Origin of the sequence: Pseudomaricurvus alcaniphilus (assembly GCF_011440395.1) — a bacterium.
Lineage (GTDB): Bacteria > Pseudomonadota > Gammaproteobacteria > Pseudomonadales > Cellvibrionaceae > Pseudomaricurvus > Pseudomaricurvus alcaniphilus.
Genome location: NZ_JAAOIX010000012.1, coordinates 116,662 through 137,512 on the forward strand (window position 1 = coordinate 116,662; position 20,851 = coordinate 137,512).

21 protein-coding genes are annotated in these 20,851 nt (G+C 57.1%); 16 read left to right on the plus strand and 5 right to left on the minus strand.

The window, feature by feature from the left end; translation table 11 throughout:
• The first annotated feature begins 2 nt into the window (after window positions 1–2).
• From rplR to rplQ, 11 genes are all read left to right on the plus strand, one after another.
• Window positions 3–353, plus strand: coding sequence for a 50S ribosomal protein L18 (gene rplR, locus G8764_RS19795; RefSeq protein WP_166167157.1), 351 nt, complete (start codon window positions 3–5; stop codon window positions 351–353).
• Window positions 354–363: 10 nt separating this feature from the next.
• Window positions 364–873, plus strand: coding sequence for a 30S ribosomal protein S5 (rpsE, locus tag G8764_RS19800; protein WP_166167160.1), 510 nt, complete (start codon window positions 364–366; stop codon window positions 871–873).
• Window positions 874–978: 105 nt separating this feature from the next.
• Complete coding sequence (rpmD, locus tag G8764_RS19805; RefSeq protein WP_166167163.1) at window positions 979–1,164, plus strand: 50S ribosomal protein L30; 186 nt, start codon at window positions 979–981, stop codon at window positions 1,162–1,164.
• Between the two features lies 1 nt (window position 1,165).
• On the plus strand, window positions 1,166–1,600 hold the full coding sequence (gene rplO, locus G8764_RS19810; protein ID WP_166167166.1) for a 50S ribosomal protein L15: 435 nt from the start codon (window positions 1,166–1,168) through the stop codon (window positions 1,598–1,600).
• A gap of 30 nt (window positions 1,601–1,630) precedes the next feature.
• On the plus strand, window positions 1,631–2,953 hold the full coding sequence (secY, locus tag G8764_RS19815) for a preprotein translocase subunit SecY (RefSeq protein WP_166167169.1): 1,323 nt from the start codon (window positions 1,631–1,633) through the stop codon (window positions 2,951–2,953).
• A 39-nt stretch (window positions 2,954–2,992) separates the two neighbouring features.
• Complete coding sequence (gene rpmJ, locus G8764_RS19820) at window positions 2,993–3,109, plus strand: 50S ribosomal protein L36 (RefSeq protein WP_166167172.1); 117 nt, start codon at window positions 2,993–2,995, stop codon at window positions 3,107–3,109.
• A 329-nt stretch (window positions 3,110–3,438) separates the two neighbouring features.
• A complete protein-coding gene (rpsM, locus tag G8764_RS19825; RefSeq protein ID WP_166167175.1) occupies window positions 3,439–3,795 on the plus strand; it encodes a 30S ribosomal protein S13 in 357 nt (118 codons plus the stop codon).
• 54 nt (window positions 3,796–3,849) lie between these two features.
• Window positions 3,850–4,242, plus strand: coding sequence for a 30S ribosomal protein S11 (rpsK, locus tag G8764_RS19830; protein ID WP_166167178.1), 393 nt, complete (start codon window positions 3,850–3,852; stop codon window positions 4,240–4,242).
• A 14-nt stretch (window positions 4,243–4,256) separates the two neighbouring features.
• Window positions 4,257–4,877, plus strand: a complete 621-nt coding sequence (rpsD, locus tag G8764_RS19835) for a 30S ribosomal protein S4 (protein WP_166167200.1) — start codon at window positions 4,257–4,259, stop codon at window positions 4,875–4,877.
• A 25-nt stretch (window positions 4,878–4,902) separates the two neighbouring features.
• The gene (locus G8764_RS19840; RefSeq protein WP_166167203.1) at window positions 4,903–5,901 is read left to right on the plus strand and encodes a DNA-directed RNA polymerase subunit alpha; all 999 of its coding nucleotides are present in this window, start codon (window positions 4,903–4,905) and stop codon (window positions 5,899–5,901) included.
• A 101-nt stretch (window positions 5,902–6,002) separates the two neighbouring features.
• On the plus strand, window positions 6,003–6,389 hold the full coding sequence (gene rplQ, locus G8764_RS19845; RefSeq protein ID WP_166167206.1) for a 50S ribosomal protein L17: 387 nt from the start codon (window positions 6,003–6,005) through the stop codon (window positions 6,387–6,389).
• 192 nt (window positions 6,390–6,581) lie between these two features.
• Here the strand turns inward: rplQ and G8764_RS19850 are convergent, their stop codons facing one another.
• Window positions 6,582–7,127 carry an REP-associated tyrosine transposase gene (locus G8764_RS19850; protein WP_166167209.1) on the minus strand — a complete coding sequence of 182 codons (546 nt, stop codon included), beginning with the start codon at window positions 7,125–7,127 and terminating at the stop codon, window positions 6,582–6,584.
• 171 nt (window positions 7,128–7,298) lie between these two features.
• Here G8764_RS19850 and G8764_RS19855 point away from each other — a divergent pair, with 171 nt between their 5' ends.
• Together G8764_RS19855 and G8764_RS19860 are read left to right on the plus strand one after the other, a co-directional pair.
• A complete protein-coding gene (locus tag G8764_RS19855; RefSeq protein ID WP_166167212.1) occupies window positions 7,299–7,691 on the plus strand; it encodes a VanZ family protein in 393 nt (130 codons plus the stop codon).
• Between the two features lie 244 nt (window positions 7,692–7,935).
• Window positions 7,936–9,345 (plus strand): mannose-1-phosphate guanylyltransferase/mannose-6-phosphate isomerase, encoded by a 1,410-nt coding sequence (locus G8764_RS19860; protein ID WP_166167215.1) that lies wholly within the window; start codon window positions 7,936–7,938, stop codon window positions 9,343–9,345.
• 400 nt (window positions 9,346–9,745) lie between these two features.
• On the opposite strand, the gene cysN is transcribed toward G8764_RS19860, so the two are convergent.
• The 3 genes from cysN to G8764_RS19875 form a co-directional block, all read right to left on the minus strand.
• Entirely contained in the window at window positions 9,746–11,197 is a 1,452-nt protein-coding gene (cysN, locus tag G8764_RS19865) for a sulfate adenylyltransferase subunit CysN (protein WP_166167218.1), read from the minus strand.
• Between the two features lie 86 nt (window positions 11,198–11,283).
• Entirely contained in the window at window positions 11,284–12,225 is a 942-nt protein-coding gene (gene cysD / locus G8764_RS19870; RefSeq protein WP_341806427.1) for a sulfate adenylyltransferase subunit CysD, read from the minus strand.
• Between the two features lie 321 nt (window positions 12,226–12,546).
• A complete protein-coding gene (locus G8764_RS19875) occupies window positions 12,547–14,295 on the minus strand; it encodes a bifunctional sulfate adenylyltransferase/adenylylsulfate kinase (RefSeq protein WP_166167223.1) in 1,749 nt (582 codons plus the stop codon).
• Window positions 14,296–14,800: 505 nt separating this feature from the next.
• Here G8764_RS19875 and G8764_RS19880 point away from each other — a divergent pair.
• The 3 genes from G8764_RS19880 to G8764_RS19890 all read left to right on the plus strand — a co-directional run bounded on the left by G8764_RS19880 (window position 14,801) and on the right by G8764_RS19890 (window position 19,409).
• The gene (locus G8764_RS19880) at window positions 14,801–15,685 is read left to right on the plus strand and encodes a LysR substrate-binding domain-containing protein (protein WP_166167226.1); all 885 of its coding nucleotides are present in this window, start codon (window positions 14,801–14,803) and stop codon (window positions 15,683–15,685) included.
• Between the two features lie 368 nt (window positions 15,686–16,053).
• Window positions 16,054–17,790: an SLC13 family permease gene (locus G8764_RS19885; protein WP_166167229.1), complete on the plus strand. Its 1,737-nt coding sequence runs from the start codon at window positions 16,054–16,056 to the stop codon at window positions 17,788–17,790.
• Between the two features lie 212 nt (window positions 17,791–18,002).
• Window positions 18,003–19,409 carry an MBL fold metallo-hydrolase RNA specificity domain-containing protein gene (locus G8764_RS19890; RefSeq protein ID WP_166167232.1) on the plus strand — a complete coding sequence of 469 codons (1,407 nt, stop codon included), beginning with the start codon at window positions 18,003–18,005 and terminating at the stop codon, window positions 19,407–19,409.
• A 121-nt stretch (window positions 19,410–19,530) separates the two neighbouring features.
• Here G8764_RS19890 and G8764_RS19895 read toward each other — a convergent pair whose 3' ends face one another.
• The gene (locus G8764_RS19895) at window positions 19,531–20,691 is read right to left on the minus strand and encodes a helix-turn-helix transcriptional regulator (RefSeq protein ID WP_166167235.1); all 1,161 of its coding nucleotides are present in this window, start codon (window positions 20,689–20,691) and stop codon (window positions 19,531–19,533) included.
• Window positions 20,692–20,851 lie beyond the last annotated feature (160 nt).

Consider the following 20,851-nt stretch of genomic DNA (forward strand, 5'->3'; position numbering starts at 1 on the left):
TCATGAACGCAAAGAAACAATCCCGTTTAAGGCGTGCGCGCCGTGCTCGTGCCAAGATCAGCGAATTGGGTGCCACACGTCTGTGTGTCAACCGCACTCCGCGACATATCTACGCACAAATTATTGCAGCCGATGGTGGCAAGGTTTTGGCCAGCGCCTCAACTTTGGACAAAGAATTACGTGATGGCAAGACCGGCAACAAAGACGCCGCTCAAGCCGTTGGCAAACTGATTGCTGAACGTGCCAAAGCTGCCGGTGTCTCTTCTGTGGCATTCGACCGCAGTGGTTACAAATACCATGGTCGCGTACAAGCTCTGGCTGACGCTGCGCGTGAAGCTGGTCTGGAATTCTAAAGGTTGAGATATGGCTTTTAACAAGAAAGAAGAACGTAACGAAGAAGGCTTCCAGGAGAAGCTGGTTCAGGTTAACCGGGTTGCCAAAACCGTTAAAGGTGGACGTATCTTTACCTTTACCGCCCTGACTGTCGTCGGCGATGGTAATGGCAAGGTCGGCTTCGGTCGCGGTAAGGCCCGTGAAGTGCCAGCCGCTATCCAGAAGGCGATGGAATCTGCCCGCCGCAACATGATCGAAGTCGAACTGAACGGCGACACGCTGCAGTACGCGACTACCGGTCGTCACAGCGGTTCCAAGGTTTTCATGCAGCCTGCATCCCAGGGTACTGGTGTAATTGCCGGCGGCGCGATGCGCTCCGTGTTTGAAATGGCAGGTGTCCAGAACGTACTGGCCAAGTGCTACGGCTCCACCAACCCGGTGAACGTCGTTCGCGCTACCTTCCAGGCGTTGAAGGAAATGGCTTCACCAGCGGGTATCGCCGCCAAGCGTGGCAAGTCCGTTGAGGAAATCCTGAACTGATTGGGCCTGCGCTGAGTGTTTGATGGTACTATGCCGCTCCGGCCAGTCGCCATCGAGGCAAACATCCAGTAACTATGCCGGTAATGATGAAAGGTTGGAAACACCATGGCTAAGAAAATGATTACGGTGACCCAGGTTAAAAGCACCGCTGGTCGCCTGAAAAACCACCAGGCCTGTGTGGCAGGTCTGGGTTTACGTCGCATTGGACACACAGTAGAAGTTGAAGATACTCCTTCCGTGCGCGGTATGATCAACAAGGTACAATACCTGATTAAGGTAGAGGGAGAGTAACATGCGCCTGAACACTCTGAGTCCTGCTCCAGGTAGCACTCACAGCAAGAAGCGAGTCGGTCGCGGTATTGGTAGTGGCCTGGGTAAAACCGCAGGTCGCGGCCACAAGGGTCTGAAATCCCGCTCCGGTGGTACGGTCAAGCCCGGTTTCGAGGGTGGCCAGATGCCACTGCAGAAGCGTCTGCCAAAATACGGTTTTACTTCCCGTGTTGGCCGCGTAACTGCCGAAGTTCGACTGGCTGAGCTGAACAATATCGACGCCGAAGTGATTGATCTGGAAGCACTCAAGCAAGCTGATGTGATCAACATCAACATGAAGCGTGCCAAAGTCTTTCTGTCCGGTGAAATTACCAAAGCAGTGACCGTTAAAGGTCTGGCTGTGACTAAGGGAGCCAAGGCTGCGATCGAAGCGGCTGGCGGTAAAGTCGAAGAGTAATCTCTCGATTGGACGAATAGCGAGGTACCAATGGCGACGGGCAACCTGCCATTAGGAAAGCAAAAAGGACTGGGCGAGCTTTGGGCTCGCCTTCGTTTTCTTTTTGTGGCGATAATTGTTTACCGGATCGGAACCCATATTCCTGTACCGGGCATCGATCCCGAGCGTCTGGCGTCATTATTTAACCAGAACCAGGGCACGATCCTGGGCCTGTTTAATATGTTCTCCGGTGGCGCGCTGGAGCGGATGAGTATCCTGGCCCTGGGCATCATGCCCTATATTTCGGCCTCGATTATCATGCAGTTGATGTCCGCCGTGACACCATCGCTGGAGCAGCTGAAGAAAGAGGGGGATGCCGGGCGTCGCAAGATCAGCCAGTACACCCGCTATCTCACTGTGGTGCTGGCGCTGGTACAAGGCATCGGCATGAGCGTGGGCTTTTCCGGCCAGGCGTATATGACCGGCTTTGCCTTTTACTTCGTCGCGGTAACGTCTCTGGTCACCGGTGCGGTGTTTATGATGTGGCTGGGCGAGCAGGTCACTGAGCGCGGTATAGGCAACGGCATCTCGATGCTGATTTTTGCCGGTATCGTGGCCGGTATGCCGAGTGCGGTCGGTCAGGCATTTGAGAGTGCGCGCCAGGGTGATTTGCATATCCTGCTGCTGCTCGGCATCACTGTATTGGCTATTGCGGTGGTCTGGCTGGTGGTTCGTATCGAGCGCGGCCAGCGTCGCATTACGGTCAACTACGCCAAGCGCCAGCAGGGTCGCAAGGTATTTGCCGCCCAGAGCAGTCACCTGCCATTGAAGGTGAACATGGCCGGCGTAATTCCGGCGATCTTTGCCAGCAGTATATTGCTGTTCCCGGCCTCGATCGCACAGTGGTTCGGCCAGGGTGGCGAAGGCATCGGTAGCGAAATACTGCAGGAAATGGCGCTGGCGATTGGCCCGGGCCAGCCGTTGAACTTTATCCTGTTCGCGGCATTGATTGTGTTTTTCTGCTTCTTCTATACGGCGTTGATGTTCAACCCGGCGGAAGTGGCCGATAACCTGAAGAAATCCGGAGCGTATATCCCAGGTATTCGTCCCGGCGAGCAGTCTGCCAAGTACATCGACAAGGTGTTGACGCGGTTGACTGTGGTTGGCGCGATGTACATCGCAGCGGTGTGTTTGTTGCCGCAGTTCCTGGTGGTCGCCACGAACGTACCGTTCTACCTGGGTGGTACATCACTGCTTATCGTAGTGGTCGTGGTAATGGACTTTATGTCCCAGGTGCAGTCGCATCTTATGTCTCATCAGTACGATTCACTGATGAAAAAAGCAAATCTCAAAGGCTATGGTTCAGCCCGTTAGGGTGCAGCCCGCTGGCCGTTGATTAAGGTGTAATGAGTCATGAAAGTTCGTGCTTCAATTAAGAAAGTTTGCCGCAAGTGCAAGATTGTACGTCGTAAGGGTGTAGTACGGGTTATCTGTGCCGCCGAGCCACGTCACAAGCAGCGCCAAGGCTAAAGTGATCTGTCTGCCGGGGCCGGTTTTTGCCAGCCCTGCAGCCAGGCCACTGTCTCAAAGCCGGAGTCGTTACTAAAACCCGGCCCAGCCAAGAGACATTGGCCCTCTAATTCACTGGTAACACTGGTAATTAGGCGGCCAAAATCAACCCTGCTGACTGAATCACGGGGTTGATCACAAGGGGGCGTTGACTGTCGTCAGAGGGGAAACTCTCTGGCTATTGCTTTTTGGGCGGAATGCCGTTATTCTTGCGCGCTTTTTCGAGGCGTACTGGATGGCGGTTTCTCGTCGTCAACGCTGCAATTTAAGATATACGTGGAGTAATCTGAATGGCCCGTATTGCTGGTGTCAATATTCCAGATAATAAGCATGCCGTTATCTCCCTGACCTATGTGTATGGGATCGGTCGCACAACTGCGAAACAAATTTGCGCTGCTTCTGGCGTTGCTGAGTCTACCAAAATTTCTGAACTCAGCGATGAGCAGATGGACGCTGTACGTGGCGAAGTCGCCAAGGTTGCAGTTGAGGGTGACTTGCGTCGTGAAGTTTCTATGAGCATCAAGCGTTTGATGGACCTGGGCTGCTATCGCGGTCTGCGTCATCGTCGTGGCTTGCCTGTTCGTGGCCAGCGTTCAAAGACGAATGCCCGCACCCGTAAGGGTCCGCGCAAGCCGATCAAAAGGTAAGCTGCGGAGCTGACGTTCCGGAGTCTCACAAGGTAAAGGTTAGGAAGAGTTGCTATGGCAAAGCCAAGTAATAAAGCAGTTAAGAAAAAGGTTAAAAAGACGGTAGTCGATGGTGTTGCACACATCCACGCCTCTTTTAACAACACGATCGTGACCATCACTGATCGTCAGGGAAACACCCTCAGCTGGGCAACATCCGGCGGTTCGGGTTTCCGTGGTTCACGTAAGTCCACCCCGTTCGCTGCGCAGGTCGCCGCAGAACGTGCCGGTGAAGCCGCCAAGGATTACGGCCTGAAGAACCTGGACGTGGAAGTTAAAGGTCCTGGTCCTGGTCGTGAATCTGCCGTTCGTGCGTTGAACAATGTTGGCTACAAAATCACCAACATCACTGACGTCACGCCAATTCCACATAACGGCTGTCGTCCGCCGAAGAAACGTCGTGTGTAAGGGGGCTTGAAGAAATGGCACGTTATATAGGACCAACATGTAAACTGTCTCGCCGTGAAGGAACCGATCTGTTCCTGAAGAGCGGGTCACGTCCACTGGATTCCAAGTGTAAAGTTGAAAATGCACCGGGTCAGCACGGTATTCGCCGTGGTCGTCTGTCCGACTATGGTGTTCAGCTGCGCGAAAAGCAAAAAGTTCGCCGCACCTACGGTATCCTGGAAAAGCAATTCCGCGGTTACTACAAAGAAGCTGCTCGTCGCAAGGGCGCTACTGGTGAAAACCTGCTGCAACTGCTCGAATCCCGTCTCGATAACGTCGTTTATCGCATGGGTTTTGGCTCAACACGCGCAGAATCTCGCCAGCTGGTATCTCACAAGTCGATCACTGTTAACGGCCAGACCGTTAATATCGCTTCTTACCAGTTAAAAGCCGGTGACGTTGTTGCCGTACGCGAAAAGGCCAAGAACCAATTGCGTATTCAGCAAGCGTTGACGCTGGCTGCTCAGCGCTCAGAAGTAGAGTGGGTTGATGTCAACTCGGACAAGAAAGAAGGCACCTACAAGCGTGTGCCTGATCGTGCCGACTTGCCAGCCGAGATCAACGAGAACCTGATCGTTGAACTTTACTCCAAGTAAGAGATAACTCATTAAAGGTGTGACAATGCAGACTGCTGTAAACGAGTTTTTGACACCGCGTCATATCGACGTCACGGAAATTGGCCCGACGCGTGCGAGAGTGGTTCTGGAACCGCTTGAGCGTGGTTTTGGTCATACACTGGGTAACGCGCTGCGTCGAATTCTTCTCTCTTCCATGCCCGGCTGTGCCGTGACCGAAGTCGAGATCGATGGCGTGCTGCACGAATACAGCGCTATTGAAGGTGTGCAGGAAGACGTAATTGAAATCCTGCTCAACCTGAAAGGTGTTGCCGTGGTAATGCACGGTAAGGACCACGCCGTGTTGACCCTGTCCAGCAAAGGACCGGGTGTGGTAACGGCCGGTGACATCCAGGTGGATCACGAAGTTGAGATCACCAACCCGGATCACGTAATTGCCAACATTACCGGTGACGTGGCGCTGAACATGAAGCTTACTGTTGCACGTGGTCGTGGCTACCAGCCAGCCGATGCGCGTCGCAATGATGAAGAAGAAACTCGTGCAATTGGCCGTTTGCAGCTGGACGCATCATTCAGCCCGGTACAGCGGTTGGCTTATCAAGTGGAAAGCGCTCGTGTAGAGCAGCGGACCGACCTGGACAAGCTGATCCTCGACCTGGAAACCAATGGTACTATCGATCCTGAAGAGGCTATCCGCCGCGCTGCCACTATTTTGCAGCAGCAGTTAGCTGTCTTTGTCGACCTGGAAGGCGAGAAAGAAGCCGAGCCGGAAGAGAAAGAAGAAGAGATCGATCCAGTATTGTTGCGCCCGGTCGACGACCTGGAGCTGACAGTGCGCTCAGCCAACTGTTTGAAGGCAGAGAACATTTACTACATTGGTGACCTGATCCAGCGCACCGAAGTAGAGCTGCTGAAAACACCGAACCTGGGTAAAAAGTCTCTTACCGAGATCAAGGACATCCTGGCCTCGCGCGGATTGTCACTCGGTATGCGTCTGGAAAATTGGCCGCCAGCCAGTCTCGCAAAAGACGACCGGTTAGCGTAAACAAGATTGTCACCGCCTGGATGTAGTCGGGCAGTGGTTTAAACAGGATTAGTTGCTCCGTGTGAACGGATCCAGCAATCGCAAAGTAAGGGTTTAGAGTTATGCGTCATCGTCATAGTGGCCGTCAACTGAATCGCAACGCCTCGCACCGTAAGGCCATGTTCAAGAACATGACCGTATCCCTGGTCGAGCACGAGCTGATTAGAACAACACTGGCTAAGGCTAAAGAGCTGCGCTCTGTGGCCGAACCACTGATCACACTGTCGAAAAACGACAGTGTCAGCAACCGCCGCCTGGCTTTCAGCCGCATGGGTAGCAAAGCTGCAGTGGGCAAGCTGTTCAACGAACTGGGGCCTCGTTACGAGTCCCGCCCGGGTGGTTATATCCGTATCCTCAAGTGCGGTCTCCGCGCTGGCGATAAGGCACCTATGGCGTACGTTGAGCTGGTTGACCGCCCAGTGGCTGCAGAAGCAGTTGAAGAAGATTGATTTCGGTCAGTTTTCACCAATAAAAAGGGCGCTTTAGACGGCGCCTTTTTTATTGCCCGCAATTTCTGTCACAACTTCTGCTGCACATCTTTCGCTCCCCAATGGTCAGCCGCAATAGCCAGCCCCTTTTGGCCAGCCCCTTTTAACCAGCCCCTTTAACCCGCCCCAATGGCCAGCGGCTAAAGCCAGCTGCTATAGCCAGCGCTCGCCACTGGCGTCATTCATTTCGATATGCTCGCCCCAGTGGGGTGGGTAGAGGCCGCGTTTGACGTAGGCGTGAAAGCTGGACCAGGGCCACTGGGCCGCGCGGCTGGCGAGGCCGTGCTTGACCGGGTCGAAGTGGACGTAATCCAGGTGCCAGTCTAGCTCTTCCGTCCCCTGCAGGGGGCGCTCGCAATAGTCCGGTTGCCATACCACGCTGCCGCCCCGGTAGTATTTGGCAAACCAGCTGTGCAACAAGCGCCAGCGGGTGGCGTGATCGCAGTCCCCGGCGGGCAACTCCCAGATGCAGTGCAGGTGATCGGGCAGCACGCAGATGGCGCTCAGGTTAAACGGGCGGCGGTCCATGGCGAAGCGAAAGGCAGAGCGCAAGAGCTGGATTTCATGGGTCCGGCACAAGACCGGCTGACGCTTGCTGGTGGCGAGGGTAAAAAAGAAATGGCTGCCGCCGGTGGTTGCTTGTGGTTGCACGGTGTCTGGTTGCACGGTGTCGGTCCAAATCCATTTGGGTTGGTCCACTTTACGGCAAGCCCGGTGCAGCGCCATCAGGCAAAAGTGTGATTGCGAACGCGCTATCCATACTGCGCATTACATAAGGTCAGGATTGGCACCGAACTACCGTTAATGCCATTGGCAGTGACCTATGCAGCTGAGGCATAATGGCCATTGACGATGGACTGTAGAAATTTCATGGATGGACGCGACTTGAATACTCGCTGGCAACAAACACTTCTACCCTGGCGCTTGCTGGCTGGGCTGGTACTGATGGCTATTTTCTGGGCTGGGCTCAAGGAAAAGCCACTGCCGCAGTACGTGGATCGCTTTGACCTTTGGGCCCACGGCTTGGGCTTTTTTCTATTGACCCTGGTGCTGCACATGGCTTTTCGCCGCCGGTCGCCCCTGCTGCTGACATTGCTGTGCCTGCTTGTGGGGCTGGCGATCGAGATAAGCCAGCACCTGTTGCCGACCCGCTCCTTCGACTGGATCGACTTTGCCATGGACAGCCTTGGCGTGATGGCCGGGCTAGTGGTCATGCTCTGTTGGCAACGCGGCGCGGCGGCGACTGCGGTCCGAACGCAGTGAGCGCGAGCCGTTTAGCCTACTCCGTCAAGGTGTCGAACTTGCTGTTGTTGTTGGCCTTATCTGGATTACCCGCTTGATGTTTCCGATTCCGGGAGAAGTCCCGCGCAATTAATCAAAGGCATAACAATTGCTTCGTAACCGCTGGACACACCGGGTGCGGCGGACAAAACAGGATTTTTCCGCCGCTACAGGCTAAAATCTCACCATTAGACCTTCATTTATGCTTACCTCAAAGGACTGCTCAATGATTATACCCGTCATTATGGCCGGCGGCTCAGGCACCCGCCTGTGGCCCATGTCGCGCTCGCTTTACCCGAAACAGTTTCTGCCGCTGGTGAATGACAGCACCATGCTGGAGGACACCTGCCAGCGACTGCAAGGGCTCAAGGCCAGTGCGCCGCTGGTTATCTGTGGTGAAGATCACCGTTTTACCGTGGCCGAGCAACTGCGCGAAGACGGCGAAAAGGCCCAGATTATTCTCGAACCGGCCGGTCGCAATACGGCGCCGGCAGTGGCGCTGGCAGCCCTGCAAGCGCAAAAACAGTCCAGCAGCGGTGACCCGCTGCTGCTGATCCTGGCCGCCGACCACGTGATTCGCGATGTGCCGGCGTTCCAGAAGGCGGTTATTACTGCGGCCAGTTTCGCAGAAAAAGGCCAGCTGGTGACCTTTGGCATCGTGCCTACCGGCCCGGAAACCGGCTACGGCTATATTCGCACCGGCGAAGAACTCTCCGGCTTGGCCCACAATGTCGCCGAGTTTGTGGAAAAGCCCAATCTCGCCACCGCCGAACAGTACGTCAGTTCCGGTAACTACCTGTGGAACAGCGGTATGTTTATGTTCAAGGCCAGCCGCTACCTGGAAGAATTGCAGTCTCACCGGCCGGAGATTCTCGCGGCTTGTGAACAGGCCATGGCCGAGACCCGCGAAGATGTGGATTTTGTGCGCCCCGGCAAGGACGCCTTCCTCGCCTGTCCGGACGATTCCATCGATTACGCGGTGATGGAAAAAACCGCCGATGCGGTGGTAGTGCCCATGTCCTGTGGCTGGAACGATGTCGGCTCCTGGTCGGCCCTGTGGGATGTCTCCAGCAAGGACGACGCCGGCAACGCCCTGCACGGCGATGTGCTCACCGTGGCCACCAAAAACAGCTATATTCGCAGCGACTCCAAGCTGGTCACCACCGTAGGTGTCGAGGACTTGGTGATCGTTGAGAGCGATGACGCCATTATGGTGGCGCACAAGGACCAGGTGCAGGACGTCAAGCAGATTGTCGCCCAGCTCAAGGCTGAGGGCCGCAGCGAGGCCCAGTTGCACCGCAAGGTCTATCGCCCCTGGGGTTACTACGACTCCATCGATTGCGGCCCGCGCTTCCAGGTCAAGCGCATTGTGGTGAAGCCGGGCGGCAAGTTGAGCCTGCAGATGCACCACCACCGCGCCGAGCACTGGATCGTGGTCAGCGGCACGGCGAAAGTGACCAAGGGTGAAGAGACTTTCCTGGTGACCGAGAACCAGTCCACCTATATTCCCCTGGGCGTCACCCACAGGCTGGAAAACCCCGGTGCTATCGCGCTGGAAATGATTGAAGTGCAGTCGGGCTCGTATCTGGGCGAGGACGATATTGTGCGCTTTGAGGATACCTACGGCCGCGGCTGAGGGCGTTTTTGCGGGTTATTAGTGTGCTGCCAGAGTCAGCCCAATAGCTGGGTAAGAGTCATCCCCGCGCAGGCGTTAGTCATCCCCGCGCAGGCGTTAGTCCTCCCCGCGCAGGCGTTAGTCATCCCCGCGCAGGCGGGGATCCACTGCTATGAACTTTATGGATCCCCGCCTTCGCGGGGATGACTTTAGAAAAAAATAAAGAAGGGGATGACTTTAGAAAATAAAGAAGAGGATGACTTTAGAAAATAAAGAAGAGGATGGCTGTAGAGAATAAAGAAGGGGATGACTGTAGAAAATAAAGAAGAGGATGACTTTAGAGAATAAAGAATAGGGTGATTCTAGAGAAGAAAAAAGGGGATGACGGCCGGAGGTAGTTACTACCTCCGGCCGACCTCAATCAACCCAGCGCTTCGTCCAGCGCCTTGTACAAGGCGATCATCTGGTTGTCGCTCATACCGTCAACCTGACCGGCAACATCCTGCAGCTTGGCTTTCAGGTCGCGGCGCAGGTCTTCGTTAGATACCCCGGTATCCAGTCCCTTCAGGCTCAGTTCGCTGACAATCATGCCGGCACCCACGGTGCCATTGGTGAGGCGGTCGATAATGATAAAGGCACCGGTAATGCGGTTGTCCTTGTAGCTGTCGAAAATCACCGGCGTATCAAAGCTGATATCGCACAGGGCAATCTCATTCAGGGCCAGGCCGTCCGCCGGGCTGGTTGCCATGGTGTTGACGTCGATCTTGTGCTCAATCGCGGCCACGCTGCCCAGTGACTTCTTACTGACAAACTTGATCGCGTACTGCTTGTGCAGCTTTAGCGGGTCTTCCGCCATCCAGATCACGTGCGCCTTGACGCCCTTGCCGACGTGGGGCAGGTCGCCTTTCTTCACCAGCATGTCGCCGCGGCTGACATCGATCTCGTCTTCCAGGGTCAGGGTAACCGCCTGTTGCACAATGGCCTCGGGCTGGTCGCCGTCGAAGGTGGAGATGGTCTTAACCTTGCTGGTCTTGCCCGAGGGCAGGGACACCACCTCGTCACCGGGCTTGATCACACCGGAGGCAATGGTGCCGGCAAAGCCGCGGAAATCCAGATTCGGGCGAATCACGTACTGCACCGGCAGGCGGAAGTTATCCAGGTTGCGGTCTTTGGCGATCTCGATATTTTCCAGCACGTGCATCAGCGGCTCACCGCTGAACCAGGGCATATGCTCGGACTTGTTCACCACGTTGTCGCCGCGCAGGGCGGAGATCGGCGCGAACTGGATATCGGGAATATCGAGGTCCTTGGCGAAGGCCATGTACTCTTCGACGATTTCGTTATAGCGCTCTTCGCTGTAGTCCACCAGGTCCATCTTGTTGATGGCGACCACCACGTGCTTGAGGCCCAGCAGCGAGACGATAAAGCTGTGACGCTTGGTCTGGGTCAACACACCGCGGCGGGCATCGATAATCACAATCGCCAGGTCGCAGTTGGAGGCGCCGGTGGCCATGTTGCGAGTGTACTGCTCATGCCCGGGGGTGTCGGCGATAATAAACTTGCGCTTGTCGGTGGAGAAATAGCGGTAGGCCACATCGATGGTGATGCCCTGCTCGCGCTCGCTCTGCAGGCCGTCCACCAGCAGCGCCAGGTCGAACTCGCCGTCGGTGGTGTTAAAACGCTTGGAGTCGTTTTTGATAGCCGACAGGTGATCTTCAAAGATCATTTTTGAATCGTGCAGCAGGCGGCCGATCAGGGTACTTTTACCGTCGTCGACGCTGCCGCAAGTCAGGAAGCGCAACAGCTCCTTGTTCTCGTGCATGTCGAGGTATTTGATGATGTCGGTTTCGACAAGTGATTTAGCTTCAGTCATAACATTCTTCCCACTCTATCTCTGCGCTGGGGTCGATCGCTCGGCGATCCACCCGGCAATAATTTGATTTCTGAATTGGCCGCCGCTTAGAAGTAGCCTTCCATCTTTTTCTTCTCCATGGAGCCGGCAGAGTCGCTGTCGATCACGCGGCCCTGGCGCTCGGAGGTCTTGGTCAGCAGCATCTCCTGGATAATCTCCGGCAGGGTAGCCGCTTCCGACTCCACCGCACCGGTGAGCGGGTAGCAACCCAGGGTGCGGAAGCGCACCTTCTTCATTTCCGGCACTTCGCCTTCTTCCAGCGGCATACGGTCGTCGTCCACCATGATCAGTACGCCATCGCGCTCCACCACGGGGCGCTCTTTGGACAGGTAGAGCTCAGGAATCTGGATGTTTTCCTTGTAGATATACTGCCAGATATCCAGCTCGGTCCAGTTGGAGAGGGGGAAGACGCGGATGCTCTCGCCCTTGTCGACGTTGCTGTTGTAGATGGTCCACAGCTCGGGGCGCTGGTTTTTCGGATCCCAGCGGTGGTTCTTGTCGCGGAACGAGTAGACCCGCTCCTTGGCCCGGGACTTCTCCTCGTCGCGGCGCGCGCCACCAAAGGCGGCGTCAAACTTGTAGTGATTGAGCGCCTGCTTTAGGCCTTCGGTTTTCATCACGTCGGTGTGCTTGGCGCTGCCGTGGGTGAAGGGGTTGACGCCCATGGCCACACCCTCGGGGTTGATGTGCACCAGCAGGTCGAAGTCGTACTCCTTGGCCATGCGATCGCGGAACTCGATCATCTCGCGGAATTTCCAGGTGGTGTCCACGTGCAGCAGCGGGAACGGGATCTTGCCCGGGTAGAACGCCTTACGCGCCAGGTGCAGCAGTACGGAGGAGTCCTTGCCGACCGAGTAGAGCATGACCGGGTTGTCGAATTCGGCCGCAACTTCGCGGAAGATCTGGATGCTCTCGGCTTCCAGCAGCTTCAAGTGAGTGAGTTTTTTCGGATCCATAGTGCCACCTGTTGTGTTTGTTACTTTGCTAATCCAGACGCTTAGAGTGCATGCAGACTGGTTAGATGTTTAAAATAAATGTTAATAATGAACGGTATTTGGTTGTGTAGTTAGTGCCTGTTCTTTCGTCTTGCTGCGCGTGTCTGTTTTTTCGTCATGCTGCGCGTGTCTGTTTTTTCGTCATGCTACATGTGCCTGTTATCTCGTCATTCCCGCGCAGGCGGGAATCCATTGCTCGATTAAACATCTGGATCCCCGCCTGCGCGGGGATGACGATACTTTGATTTTTGGTCCCCAATCCCCGCCTGTGCGGGGGTGACGATACTTTGACCACCGCCGCTGCACTGTTAAACATCAAATTGAATAATCAATTACCGCGGCTTTGGGTTTTGGTGCCGGGAGCAAACCCAGCTCCTTTAATTTATCAATCACAATATTGACCGCGTCGGTCATGGAATACTGCGAGGTATCGATCACCAGCTCCGGGTTTTCCGGCGCCTCGTAAGGGTCATCAATGCCGGTAAAGCCCTTTATTTTACCCGCTCTGGCCATGGCGTACAGGCCCTTGCGGTCGCGGCTCTCACACACCTCGATGGGGGTGGCCACGTGAATCTCTACAAACGCGCCCACCTCATCGATCATGCTGCGCACGGACTTGCGGGTGGCAGCGTAGGGCGCGATGGGGGCACAGATAGCGGCGCCGCCATTCTTGCTGATTTCACTGGCGACGTAGCCAATGCGCAGGATATTCAGGTTGCGGTGCTCCTTGGAGAAGGACAGCTCGCTGGAGAGATTCTTGCGCACCACATCGCCGTCCAGCAGGGATACCGGGCGACCGCCGATCTCGCGCAGCTTGACCATCACGCCGTTGGCGAGGGTGGACTTGCCGGAACCCGACAGGCCGGTAAAAAACAGGGTAAAGCCCTGTTTGGAGCGCGGCGGCAGGGTGCGATTGAGTTCATCGATCACTTCCGGATAAGCAAACCAGCTCGGCACCGACTCACCCTTTAACAGCATCTGCTTCAGTTCGGCACCGGAGATGTAGAGCCCGGCTTCACCGGACAGCAACTCGTGCTCCTCACAAAACTCGCCCCGCTCCTTGACGTAGCGCAGGAACGGCGCCTTCAAAACGGTGATCTTGAGCTCGCTCTGCAGTGACGCCACCAGCTCTTGGGCCTCGGTGGGGCCGTAGAACAAACCGCCGCGATTGTTGCGGCCGGGGCCGGCGTGGTCGCGGCCGACAATAAAGTGGCTAAAGCCGTAGTTCTGGCGAATGATGGCGTGCCACAGGGCCTCGCGCGGGCCGGCCATGCGCATGGCCAGCGGCAGCAAGCTGATCTGGGCGCTGTCCTGGGGGAAGTAGCCGAGGATCTTTTCATAGCAGCGCACCCGGCAAAAGTGGTCGATATCACCGGGCTTGGTCTTGCCCACCGCCGTGTGGATCACCACATTGGCCTGGGCCTTGGCCATCAGGCGCTTCATCATAATGACGTGGGCCTTGTGAATCGGGTTGCGAGTCTGGAAGGCAATGGCCTTGTCCCAGCCCAGCTCGTCAAACTTGGCGCGCAGGGCCCGCGGGTCGCGGCGGTAGTGAGCGAAGTCGTAGTGCAGCGGTGGCGTCACCCCGGTGAGAGTGCCTCCCAGGTACACCGGGTTGCTGTCGCGCAGCAGGGTGCAGACCCCCGGGTGAGTATCGTCGGTGGTCTTGAACACGTGCATGGCTTCCTGCTCGCGATCCGGTGTCCACAGGTCGGTAATCACCAGGTTGGCGATCACCACCCCCTCCGGGTCGCGCAGGGTGATCTCCTCGCCGATGCTGGTCTCCGCGGCAAACGCCTCGGTCACATCCAGGTTGACGGGAATGGGCCACAGGGTGCCATCGCTAAGGCGCATGGACTCGAGCACAGAGGTGTAGTCGGCCTGGGACAAATAACCCGTCAGCGGTGAAAACGCGCCGTTGAGCAGCAGTTCCAGGTCCAGCATCTGCCGCGCGTTCAAATCCCAGGAGCGGTTGGATTCGGCCTTCTGTTTCTCCTGCGCCAGTTGCTCACCCTCAACATAGAGGTTAATCAACGTGCCGCCGTGTGCGTTGCTGGTATCCATTATGCTCCCGGGCCTGTGCGATGAGTTTGTTGCTGTAATTGCGTGTACTTTATGCTAAATTAGATCTTCATTAAATCAGGATTAATTGAAGATTAATATCGATTTTATAGGAATAGATTTTATTTTCCTGGAATGGAGCCTCTTCAATTAAATAGGCTGGCTAGAGTCAATCCATTAACTGTGTATTATTTTAGCGTCATTCCCGCGGATTTTAGCGTCATTCCCGCGGACCTTAGCGTCATTCCCGCGGACTTTAGCGTCATTCCCGCGCAGGCGGGAATCCATAGAGTTCAAGCACCTACTGGATCCCCGCCTACGCGGGGATGACGTTCAAAAGCATAGCTTTCGGGGCGCCGAAACACCGCCTGCGCGGGAATGACAAAAAACATTTTTTTGGATGAACACTGGCTAGACTAAAAGTCTAGCCAGTTAATGAACCCCGGTTCACCGTTACGATATATAAGTATTTGGAGTTGAGGCCTGCCTCGACCACAGGCTCAACACTATGCGCTTCACCCTACGACATCTCCAGGTTTTTCTCGCGGTTGCCCGTGAGCAGAGCATCAGCCGCGCCGCGGCGGAGCTGCATATGTCGCAATCGGCCACCAGTTCGGCCCTGCAGGAACTGGAAAGCCGCTATAACACCCAACTCTTCGATCGCACCGGCAAGCGCCTGCGCCTCAACAGCTTTGGCAAAACCATCCGCAGCCGCGCCGAACGGCTGATGGCCCACGTCGAGGAGTTTGATCGCGAACTGCTCAACCAGGAAGACTTCGGCCACCTGCGGGTGGGCGCCAGCCTCACCATCGGCAACTACCTGGCGGTCAAATACCTGGCCGCCTACCTGCAGCAGCATCCCCAGGCAAAAGTGGAACTGAACGTCAGCAGCACCCCGGAAGTGGTGCAGCAGGTGCTCAACTTCCAGGTGGATATCGGCCTGATCGAGGCGGAAGTGCATCACGATGACCTGCGTCTGGAGCCCTGGCGGGAAGACAATATGCTGATCTTCTGCAGCCCCCAGCACCCGCTGGCGCGCAAGAAGAACCTCAGTGATGCAGACCTGCTGGCGGCGGACTGGATTCTGCGCGAGGCCGATTCCGGCCACCGGGTCACCTTTGACCGCTCCATGCAGGGCCTGCTGCCGGACCTGAATATCGTGCTGGAACTGACCCATAACGAAGCCATCAAGAATGCCGTCAAGGCCGGGCTTGGGATCGGCTGTTTGTCGTCCATCGCCCTGGTCGACGAGCTCGAGCAAGGGGTGCTGGTGCCCCTGCAGGCCGAGGGCCGCAGCATGCACCGCAACTTTTATTTCGTCATGCAGCGCAGCGCCGCGGTCAGCCAGGCGGTGGACTGGTGGTTGCAATTGTGCAACGACGAACAGATATAGGCGGGTGCTAGTGTAGTGCCTCGTATAACGTGTACATTCAGCAAGTCGCTAAAGGGCCAGATACTAGTGGTGCGGCATCCCGACGCGATTGCGAAGGAATATTGGGCATATTTCGAGCAAACGCAACGAAGTAGATGGCCCTTTAGCGGCTTGCCCTGCGGGTGGCTCTCAAATTTGCCACCACTGCGTTGTATTTCTTGGAAAGGTAGCCGACATTCCCGGCGAAATACGCCTTGTGGTGGCAATTTTGAGGGCCACTGAATGAACACGTTATACGAGGCACTACACTAGTGAACCCGTTACCAACACAGATTTTTGCCCTCGCGCCAGCGGCGACGTGGGGCGGCTTAGCAAGGAACACCCGTTAGATGGAAGAGTACGCCGCATATTACGTTGCCTGTAACCTGGTGGCCCTGGTGGCCCTGCTGGTATTCACCCGCATGCAGCCGTGGATGATATTCCTCGGCTCCAGCTGCCTGATGTATATGCTGGGGGTGATGCCGCTGGAAGAGCTGTTGTCGGGCTACACCAACCCCTCGCTGCTGGTGCTGGTGATGCTGTATTTCGTCTCCATTCCCATGGAGCGAACCTCGATGATGCGGCGCATGACCAGCTATGTGGCCTCGGCCTCAACCCGGCAGTCGGTGTTCCGGCTGGGCCTGTTCAGCGGCTGCTTCTCGGCCTTCGTCAACAACACCGCGGTGGTGGCGGCCATGCTCGGCCCGCTCACCCGCCAGCGCACCATCCCCGCCTCGCGCCTGCTGCTGCCATTGTCTTACGCCTCCATTCTCGGCGGCACCCTGACCCTGATCGGCACCTCCACCAACCTGATCGTCAACAGCTTCGTGTTGCAATCGGGCTTTGAGCCGCTGGGTTTCTTTGAATTTACCTCCATTGGCCTGCCGGTGTTTTTTATCTGCCTCGGGGTGATGACCCTGCTGGCGCCGACCCTGCTGCCAAAAAACAAACTGCAAGAGCAGGCCCAGGTGCAGGAGTACTTCCTGGAGCGGCGCATCATGCCCGGCTCGCCGCTGGCGGGGCGCTCGGTGCAGGAAAATGGCCTGCGCCAACTGGAGCGCATCTTCCTGGTGGAAGTGATTCGCGAGCACCACGTCATGGCGCCGGTGAGCCCGCAGGAAGTGCTGCAGGAAGGGGACACCCTGGTGTTTACCGGTGACCTGTCGGCCATCGAGCTGCTGGACGATTTCGACGGCCTGGGGGCGCTGGAGATGTTTGACCAGCAGGTGCGCGACAACCTGGTGGAAGTTATCGTTTCGCCCACCGCCGCCCTGGTGGGGCGCAGCATCAAGGAGGTGGACTTTCGGGCCCGCTTTGACGCCGCCGTGGTGGCGGTGCGCCGCGGCAACCAGCGCCTCGCCGGCGGCCTCGGCCAGCTGGAACTGGAAGCGGGCGACGCCCTGGTGTTGGCCGTGGGTGATGACTTCAGCCGCCGCCGCGATATCAGTGCCGACTTTATTGTGGTGGGCGGGGTCGAGTACAACCGGGTGCTGACGCGGCCGCGGGAAGTCGCCATTTTTGCCGCCTTTGGTGTGATCGTGGCGCTGGGCGCCACCGGCTTTGTGCCGCTGCTGAAAGGCTTGATCCTGCTGCTGGCGGTGCTGCTGTTTAGCCGCACCCTCACCCTCGAAGACCTGCGGGCGCGCTTTCCCTACCAGTTGTTTGTGGTGATTGGCAGCGCCCTGGCCCTGTCCCAGGCCATGTTTCAAACCGGCCTGGCGGATAACATCAGCCAGCTGGCCGGCGACATGTTCAGCGGATTATCACCGGTGGGCGCCCTGATCGGGGTGTTTATCCTCACCTGGCTGTTTACCGAGCTGGTCACCAATAACGCCGCCGCGGCCATTATGTTCCCCATTGCCATCGCCATCTCCGGCCAGTGGGGGCACGACTACCTGCCGTTCGTGATGGCGGTCGCCTTTGGCGCCAGCGCCAGCTTCCTCTCGCCCTTCGGTTACCAGACCAACCTGATGGTATACACCGCGGGTAACTACCGGGTGAAGGACTACCTCAAGTTCGGCTTGCCAGTTTTATTGGCCTACAGTACCGTGGCGCTGACCATGATCAGTTGGCTTTACCAGGTCTAGGGCCGTTAGTTGGCACTCGGCTAGAGGCTTATTTGTTGTCATTCCCGCGCAGGCGGGAATCCATAGAGTTCAAGCACTTACTGGATCCCCGCCTACGCGGGGATGACGTTCAAAAGCATAACTTTCAGGGCGCCGAAACGCCGCCTACGCGGGGATGACGTTCAGAAAGCGGCGTTTAAGAATAGAGACTAACTACCTTCCACGGATTGGGTATGACTTTTTTCGACATCAAACATCACGGCGCCGTCGACGGCGTCACCGGTTCCTGCCACGAACTGTCTCTGCGCCAGGGGCCGGGCATCCTCATTGACTGCGGCCTGTTCCAGGGGGCTGAGGTCTCCGGCAAGGGCGCCGGCGCTGAACAGCTGGCCATCGAATTTCCGTTCGAGCACATCGCCGCGCTGGTGGTGACCCACGTGCACATCGATCACGTCGGCCGCATTCCCTACTTGCTGGCGGCGGGCTTCAAGGGGCCCATCTACTGCACCGAACCCTCGGCGCAACTGCTGCCGCTGGTATTGGAAGATGCGATAAAAATAGGGGTGACGCGGGACAAGGCGCTGGTGGATAAATTCCTGCGGGTGGTCAAGCAGCGCATCAAACCGCTGCCCTACAAGCAGTGGCAAACGGTCAGCGACAACGGCAGCGGCAGCCTGCGCATCAAGTTCCAGCCCGCCGGCCATATCCTCGGCTCCGCCTACGTAGAGTGCGATGTGCGGCGTCAGGGGGAGCGCCACCGGGTGGTGTTTTCCGGCGACCTGGGGGCTCCCCACGCGCCCTTGCTGCCCGCGCCCGAGTCACCCTACCGGGCCGACACCCTGGTGATCGAAAGCACCTACGGCGACCGCCAGCACCAGGGCCGGCGCCAGCGCCGCCAGCAACTGCGGCAAGTGATCGAGCATGCGCTGACCGATCGCGGCGCGATCCTGATTCCCGCCTTCAGTATTGGTCGCACCCAGGAAATTCTCTACGAACTGGAAAGCCTGATCCACGACCTCAGCAAAAAGCGCCAGTTCAAGGACACCTGGCAAGACCTGGAAATCATCGTCGACTCACCCCTGGCCAACGACTTCACCGCCGTCTACCGCCAGCTCAAACCCTTCTGGGACCGGGAAGCCCTGGGCCGGGTCGAGCGCGGTCGCCACCCGCTGAGTTTTGAAAACCTCTACACCGTCGACGATCACGCCCAGCACCAGACCGCGGTCAACTACATCAAGAGCACCGGCCACCCCTGCGTGGTGATCGCCGCCAGCGGCATGTGCGCCGGCGGCCGCATGCTCAACTATTTGAAAGCTCTGGTGGAAGACCCGCGCACCGACATCGTCTTTATCGGCTACCAGGCCAAAGGCACTCCCGGCCGCGACATCCAGACCTACGGCCCCCGCGGCGGCTACGTCCACCTCGACGGCCAGCGCTTTGATATCAAGGCCCAGGTGCACTCCCTCAGCGGTTACTCCGCCCACGCCGATCAGCAAGACCTGCTCAAGTTTGTCAAACGCATGCGCTACAAACCGCAACAGATCCGCATCGTCCACGGCGATGACGAGGCCAAGGCCAACTTGAAGGAAGAGATGCAGGCGCTGGTGCCCGAGGCGGAGGTGTTGATACCGCGCGGGTAGTTAATGGTTTTGTTTTAAGGTCATTCCCGCGCAGGCGGGAATCCAGTTAGAGCAGAAGCTTATGGATCCCCGCCTGCGCGGGGATGACAACAAGACAATGGTGCTACCTGCTACCTGCTACCTACCCGCGCCGCGTTTGGCCTCCCCAGCGCGGCAAGAAATTCAACGGCGAGCGCAGCATTAAACTCACCAATTCATTCTGGCGGCCGGTCTCGGTTTTGGCGAACACCCGCTTCAACAAATTGCGCGACGTCGACACCGTATGCCCCAGGCTCTCGGCGCAACTCTCCAGTGATTTGCCCAGCATCATCTGGTGGGCAACTCGCGACTCCGCTGGGGTCAGGTCGTAGAGCATGCGCATGCGCTCGATGGGCGCGTCAAAATCCTGCTCGTGATCCTGCACTATGACAATCGCGGCGGGGTAGGTGCCACCGCTGTTACCCACGGCAGAAATCGGGTTCACCATCACGCTGTAGGAGCGCTTGCCAGAGGGGCGTGAGATCAACAGGTCGCCGCCCATCATGGGCACGTTCGGGTTTACGGTGGAATCAATAGTGGACTTGAGCAGGTGACGCAGCTGCTTGTTTTCCGAGCTGATATTGGCGCTCAAGTGGGTGTTGTGCAGCGCCAGGCCATCGCTGGCAAAGACCATCTGCTCCGCCGCCTGGTTGACGTACATAACCTTTTGCTGGTTGCTGAACACAATCACGCCGTAGGGAATGACCTTGAGCATTTCCCAGGCCTGGCTCTGGTGCAGATGCAAATCGTTGGTCTGTTGCTTTAAGCGGAAGGTGCGCTGCAGGTGCGGCATCACATGGCGAAACAGGGTTTGCTGGGACGCCTCGTAATTGCCTTGCGAGCGCTCGCGCATAAAATTGGCAGTGAGAGAACGGTTAGAGCCGTGTTCGATAAACAGGCAGTTGGCCTGCTCCAGCCCTTGGGGCTTTAAAAACCCGCTGTAGAAATTGGCGCTGTGCAATCTCTCACCGGGCAGAATGTCCTGGGTGTAAGCGATGCTGCCGGTCACCGGTTGCGGCGTTAAGTGGCTGCAAAAATCCCGGTGAAATTCCGAACTGCGCTCGAAGTGAGTCAGCGTCTCGGTAGAGGCGCCATAACTGCTGACAAAACCTTTTTGCGCGGTAGTGTCGTCCCGGGAAAAAATACCGCCGACAGTGCTGTCGGTTAATTGCGCTAACTGCTGGACAAATTGGTCCAGTGCGCCCTGGTTGACTGATGCATCGTAAAGCGTATCAATCAAATTTACGTAGCGTGATTCCATCACACGTTGCTCCCTTACCTTAAATGGATTCCTGCCGGTATTTCTTCCGTTTAGGTTCTTCCGTGACCGCCGCTGTAGCGGGTTATAGTGCTAGCGTTTTTCAGCTTGGCTTCAGCAAACTGCGCTGCACTATACCCGTTATTACGTCCCGCATCTAACCCAT

What these genes read in the sequence shown, in the direction of transcription:
- G8764_RS19880 (WP_166167226.1), top strand. Translation starts at nt 14,801, where the DNA reads ATGCGCTTCACCCTACGACATCTCCAGGTTTTTCTCGCGGTTGCCCGT.
- rplO (WP_166167166.1), top strand. Translation starts at nt 1,166, where the DNA reads ATGCGCCTGAACACTCTGAGTCCTGCTCCAGGTAGCACTCACAGCAAG.
- rplQ (WP_166167206.1), top strand. Translation starts at nt 6,003, where the DNA reads ATGCGTCATCGTCATAGTGGCCGTCAACTGAATCGCAACGCCTCGCAC.
- G8764_RS19890 (WP_166167232.1), top strand. Translation starts at nt 18,003, where the DNA reads ATGACTTTTTTCGACATCAAACATCACGGCGCCGTCGACGGCGTCACC.
- rpsE (WP_166167160.1), top strand. Translation starts at nt 364, where the DNA reads ATGGCTTTTAACAAGAAAGAAGAACGTAACGAAGAAGGCTTCCAGGAG.
- cysN (WP_166167218.1), bottom strand. Translation starts at nt 11,197, where the DNA reads ATGACTGAAGCTAAATCACTTGTCGAAACCGACATCATCAAATACCTC.
- rpsK (WP_166167178.1), top strand. Translation starts at nt 3,850, where the DNA reads ATGGCAAAGCCAAGTAATAAAGCAGTTAAGAAAAAGGTTAAAAAGACG.
- G8764_RS19855 (WP_166167212.1), top strand. Translation starts at nt 7,299, where the DNA reads ATGGATGGACGCGACTTGAATACTCGCTGGCAACAAACACTTCTACCC.
- G8764_RS19875 (WP_166167223.1), bottom strand. Translation starts at nt 14,295, where the DNA reads ATGGATACCAGCAACGCACACGGCGGCACGTTGATTAACCTCTATGTT.
- rpsD (WP_166167200.1), top strand. Translation starts at nt 4,257, where the DNA reads ATGGCACGTTATATAGGACCAACATGTAAACTGTCTCGCCGTGAAGGA.
- rplR (WP_166167157.1), top strand. Translation starts at nt 3, where the DNA reads ATGAACGCAAAGAAACAATCCCGTTTAAGGCGTGCGCGCCGTGCTCGT.
- G8764_RS19885 (WP_166167229.1), top strand. Translation starts at nt 16,054, where the DNA reads ATGGAAGAGTACGCCGCATATTACGTTGCCTGTAACCTGGTGGCCCTG.
- rpmJ (WP_166167172.1), top strand. Translation starts at nt 2,993, where the DNA reads ATGAAAGTTCGTGCTTCAATTAAGAAAGTTTGCCGCAAGTGCAAGATT.
- secY (WP_166167169.1), top strand. Translation starts at nt 1,631, where the DNA reads ATGGCGACGGGCAACCTGCCATTAGGAAAGCAAAAAGGACTGGGCGAG.
- G8764_RS19860 (WP_166167215.1), top strand. Translation starts at nt 7,936, where the DNA reads ATGATTATACCCGTCATTATGGCCGGCGGCTCAGGCACCCGCCTGTGG.
- rpmD (WP_166167163.1), top strand. Translation starts at nt 979, where the DNA reads ATGGCTAAGAAAATGATTACGGTGACCCAGGTTAAAAGCACCGCTGGT.
- rpsM (WP_166167175.1), top strand. Translation starts at nt 3,439, where the DNA reads ATGGCCCGTATTGCTGGTGTCAATATTCCAGATAATAAGCATGCCGTT.
- G8764_RS19840 (WP_166167203.1), top strand. Translation starts at nt 4,903, where the DNA reads ATGCAGACTGCTGTAAACGAGTTTTTGACACCGCGTCATATCGACGTC.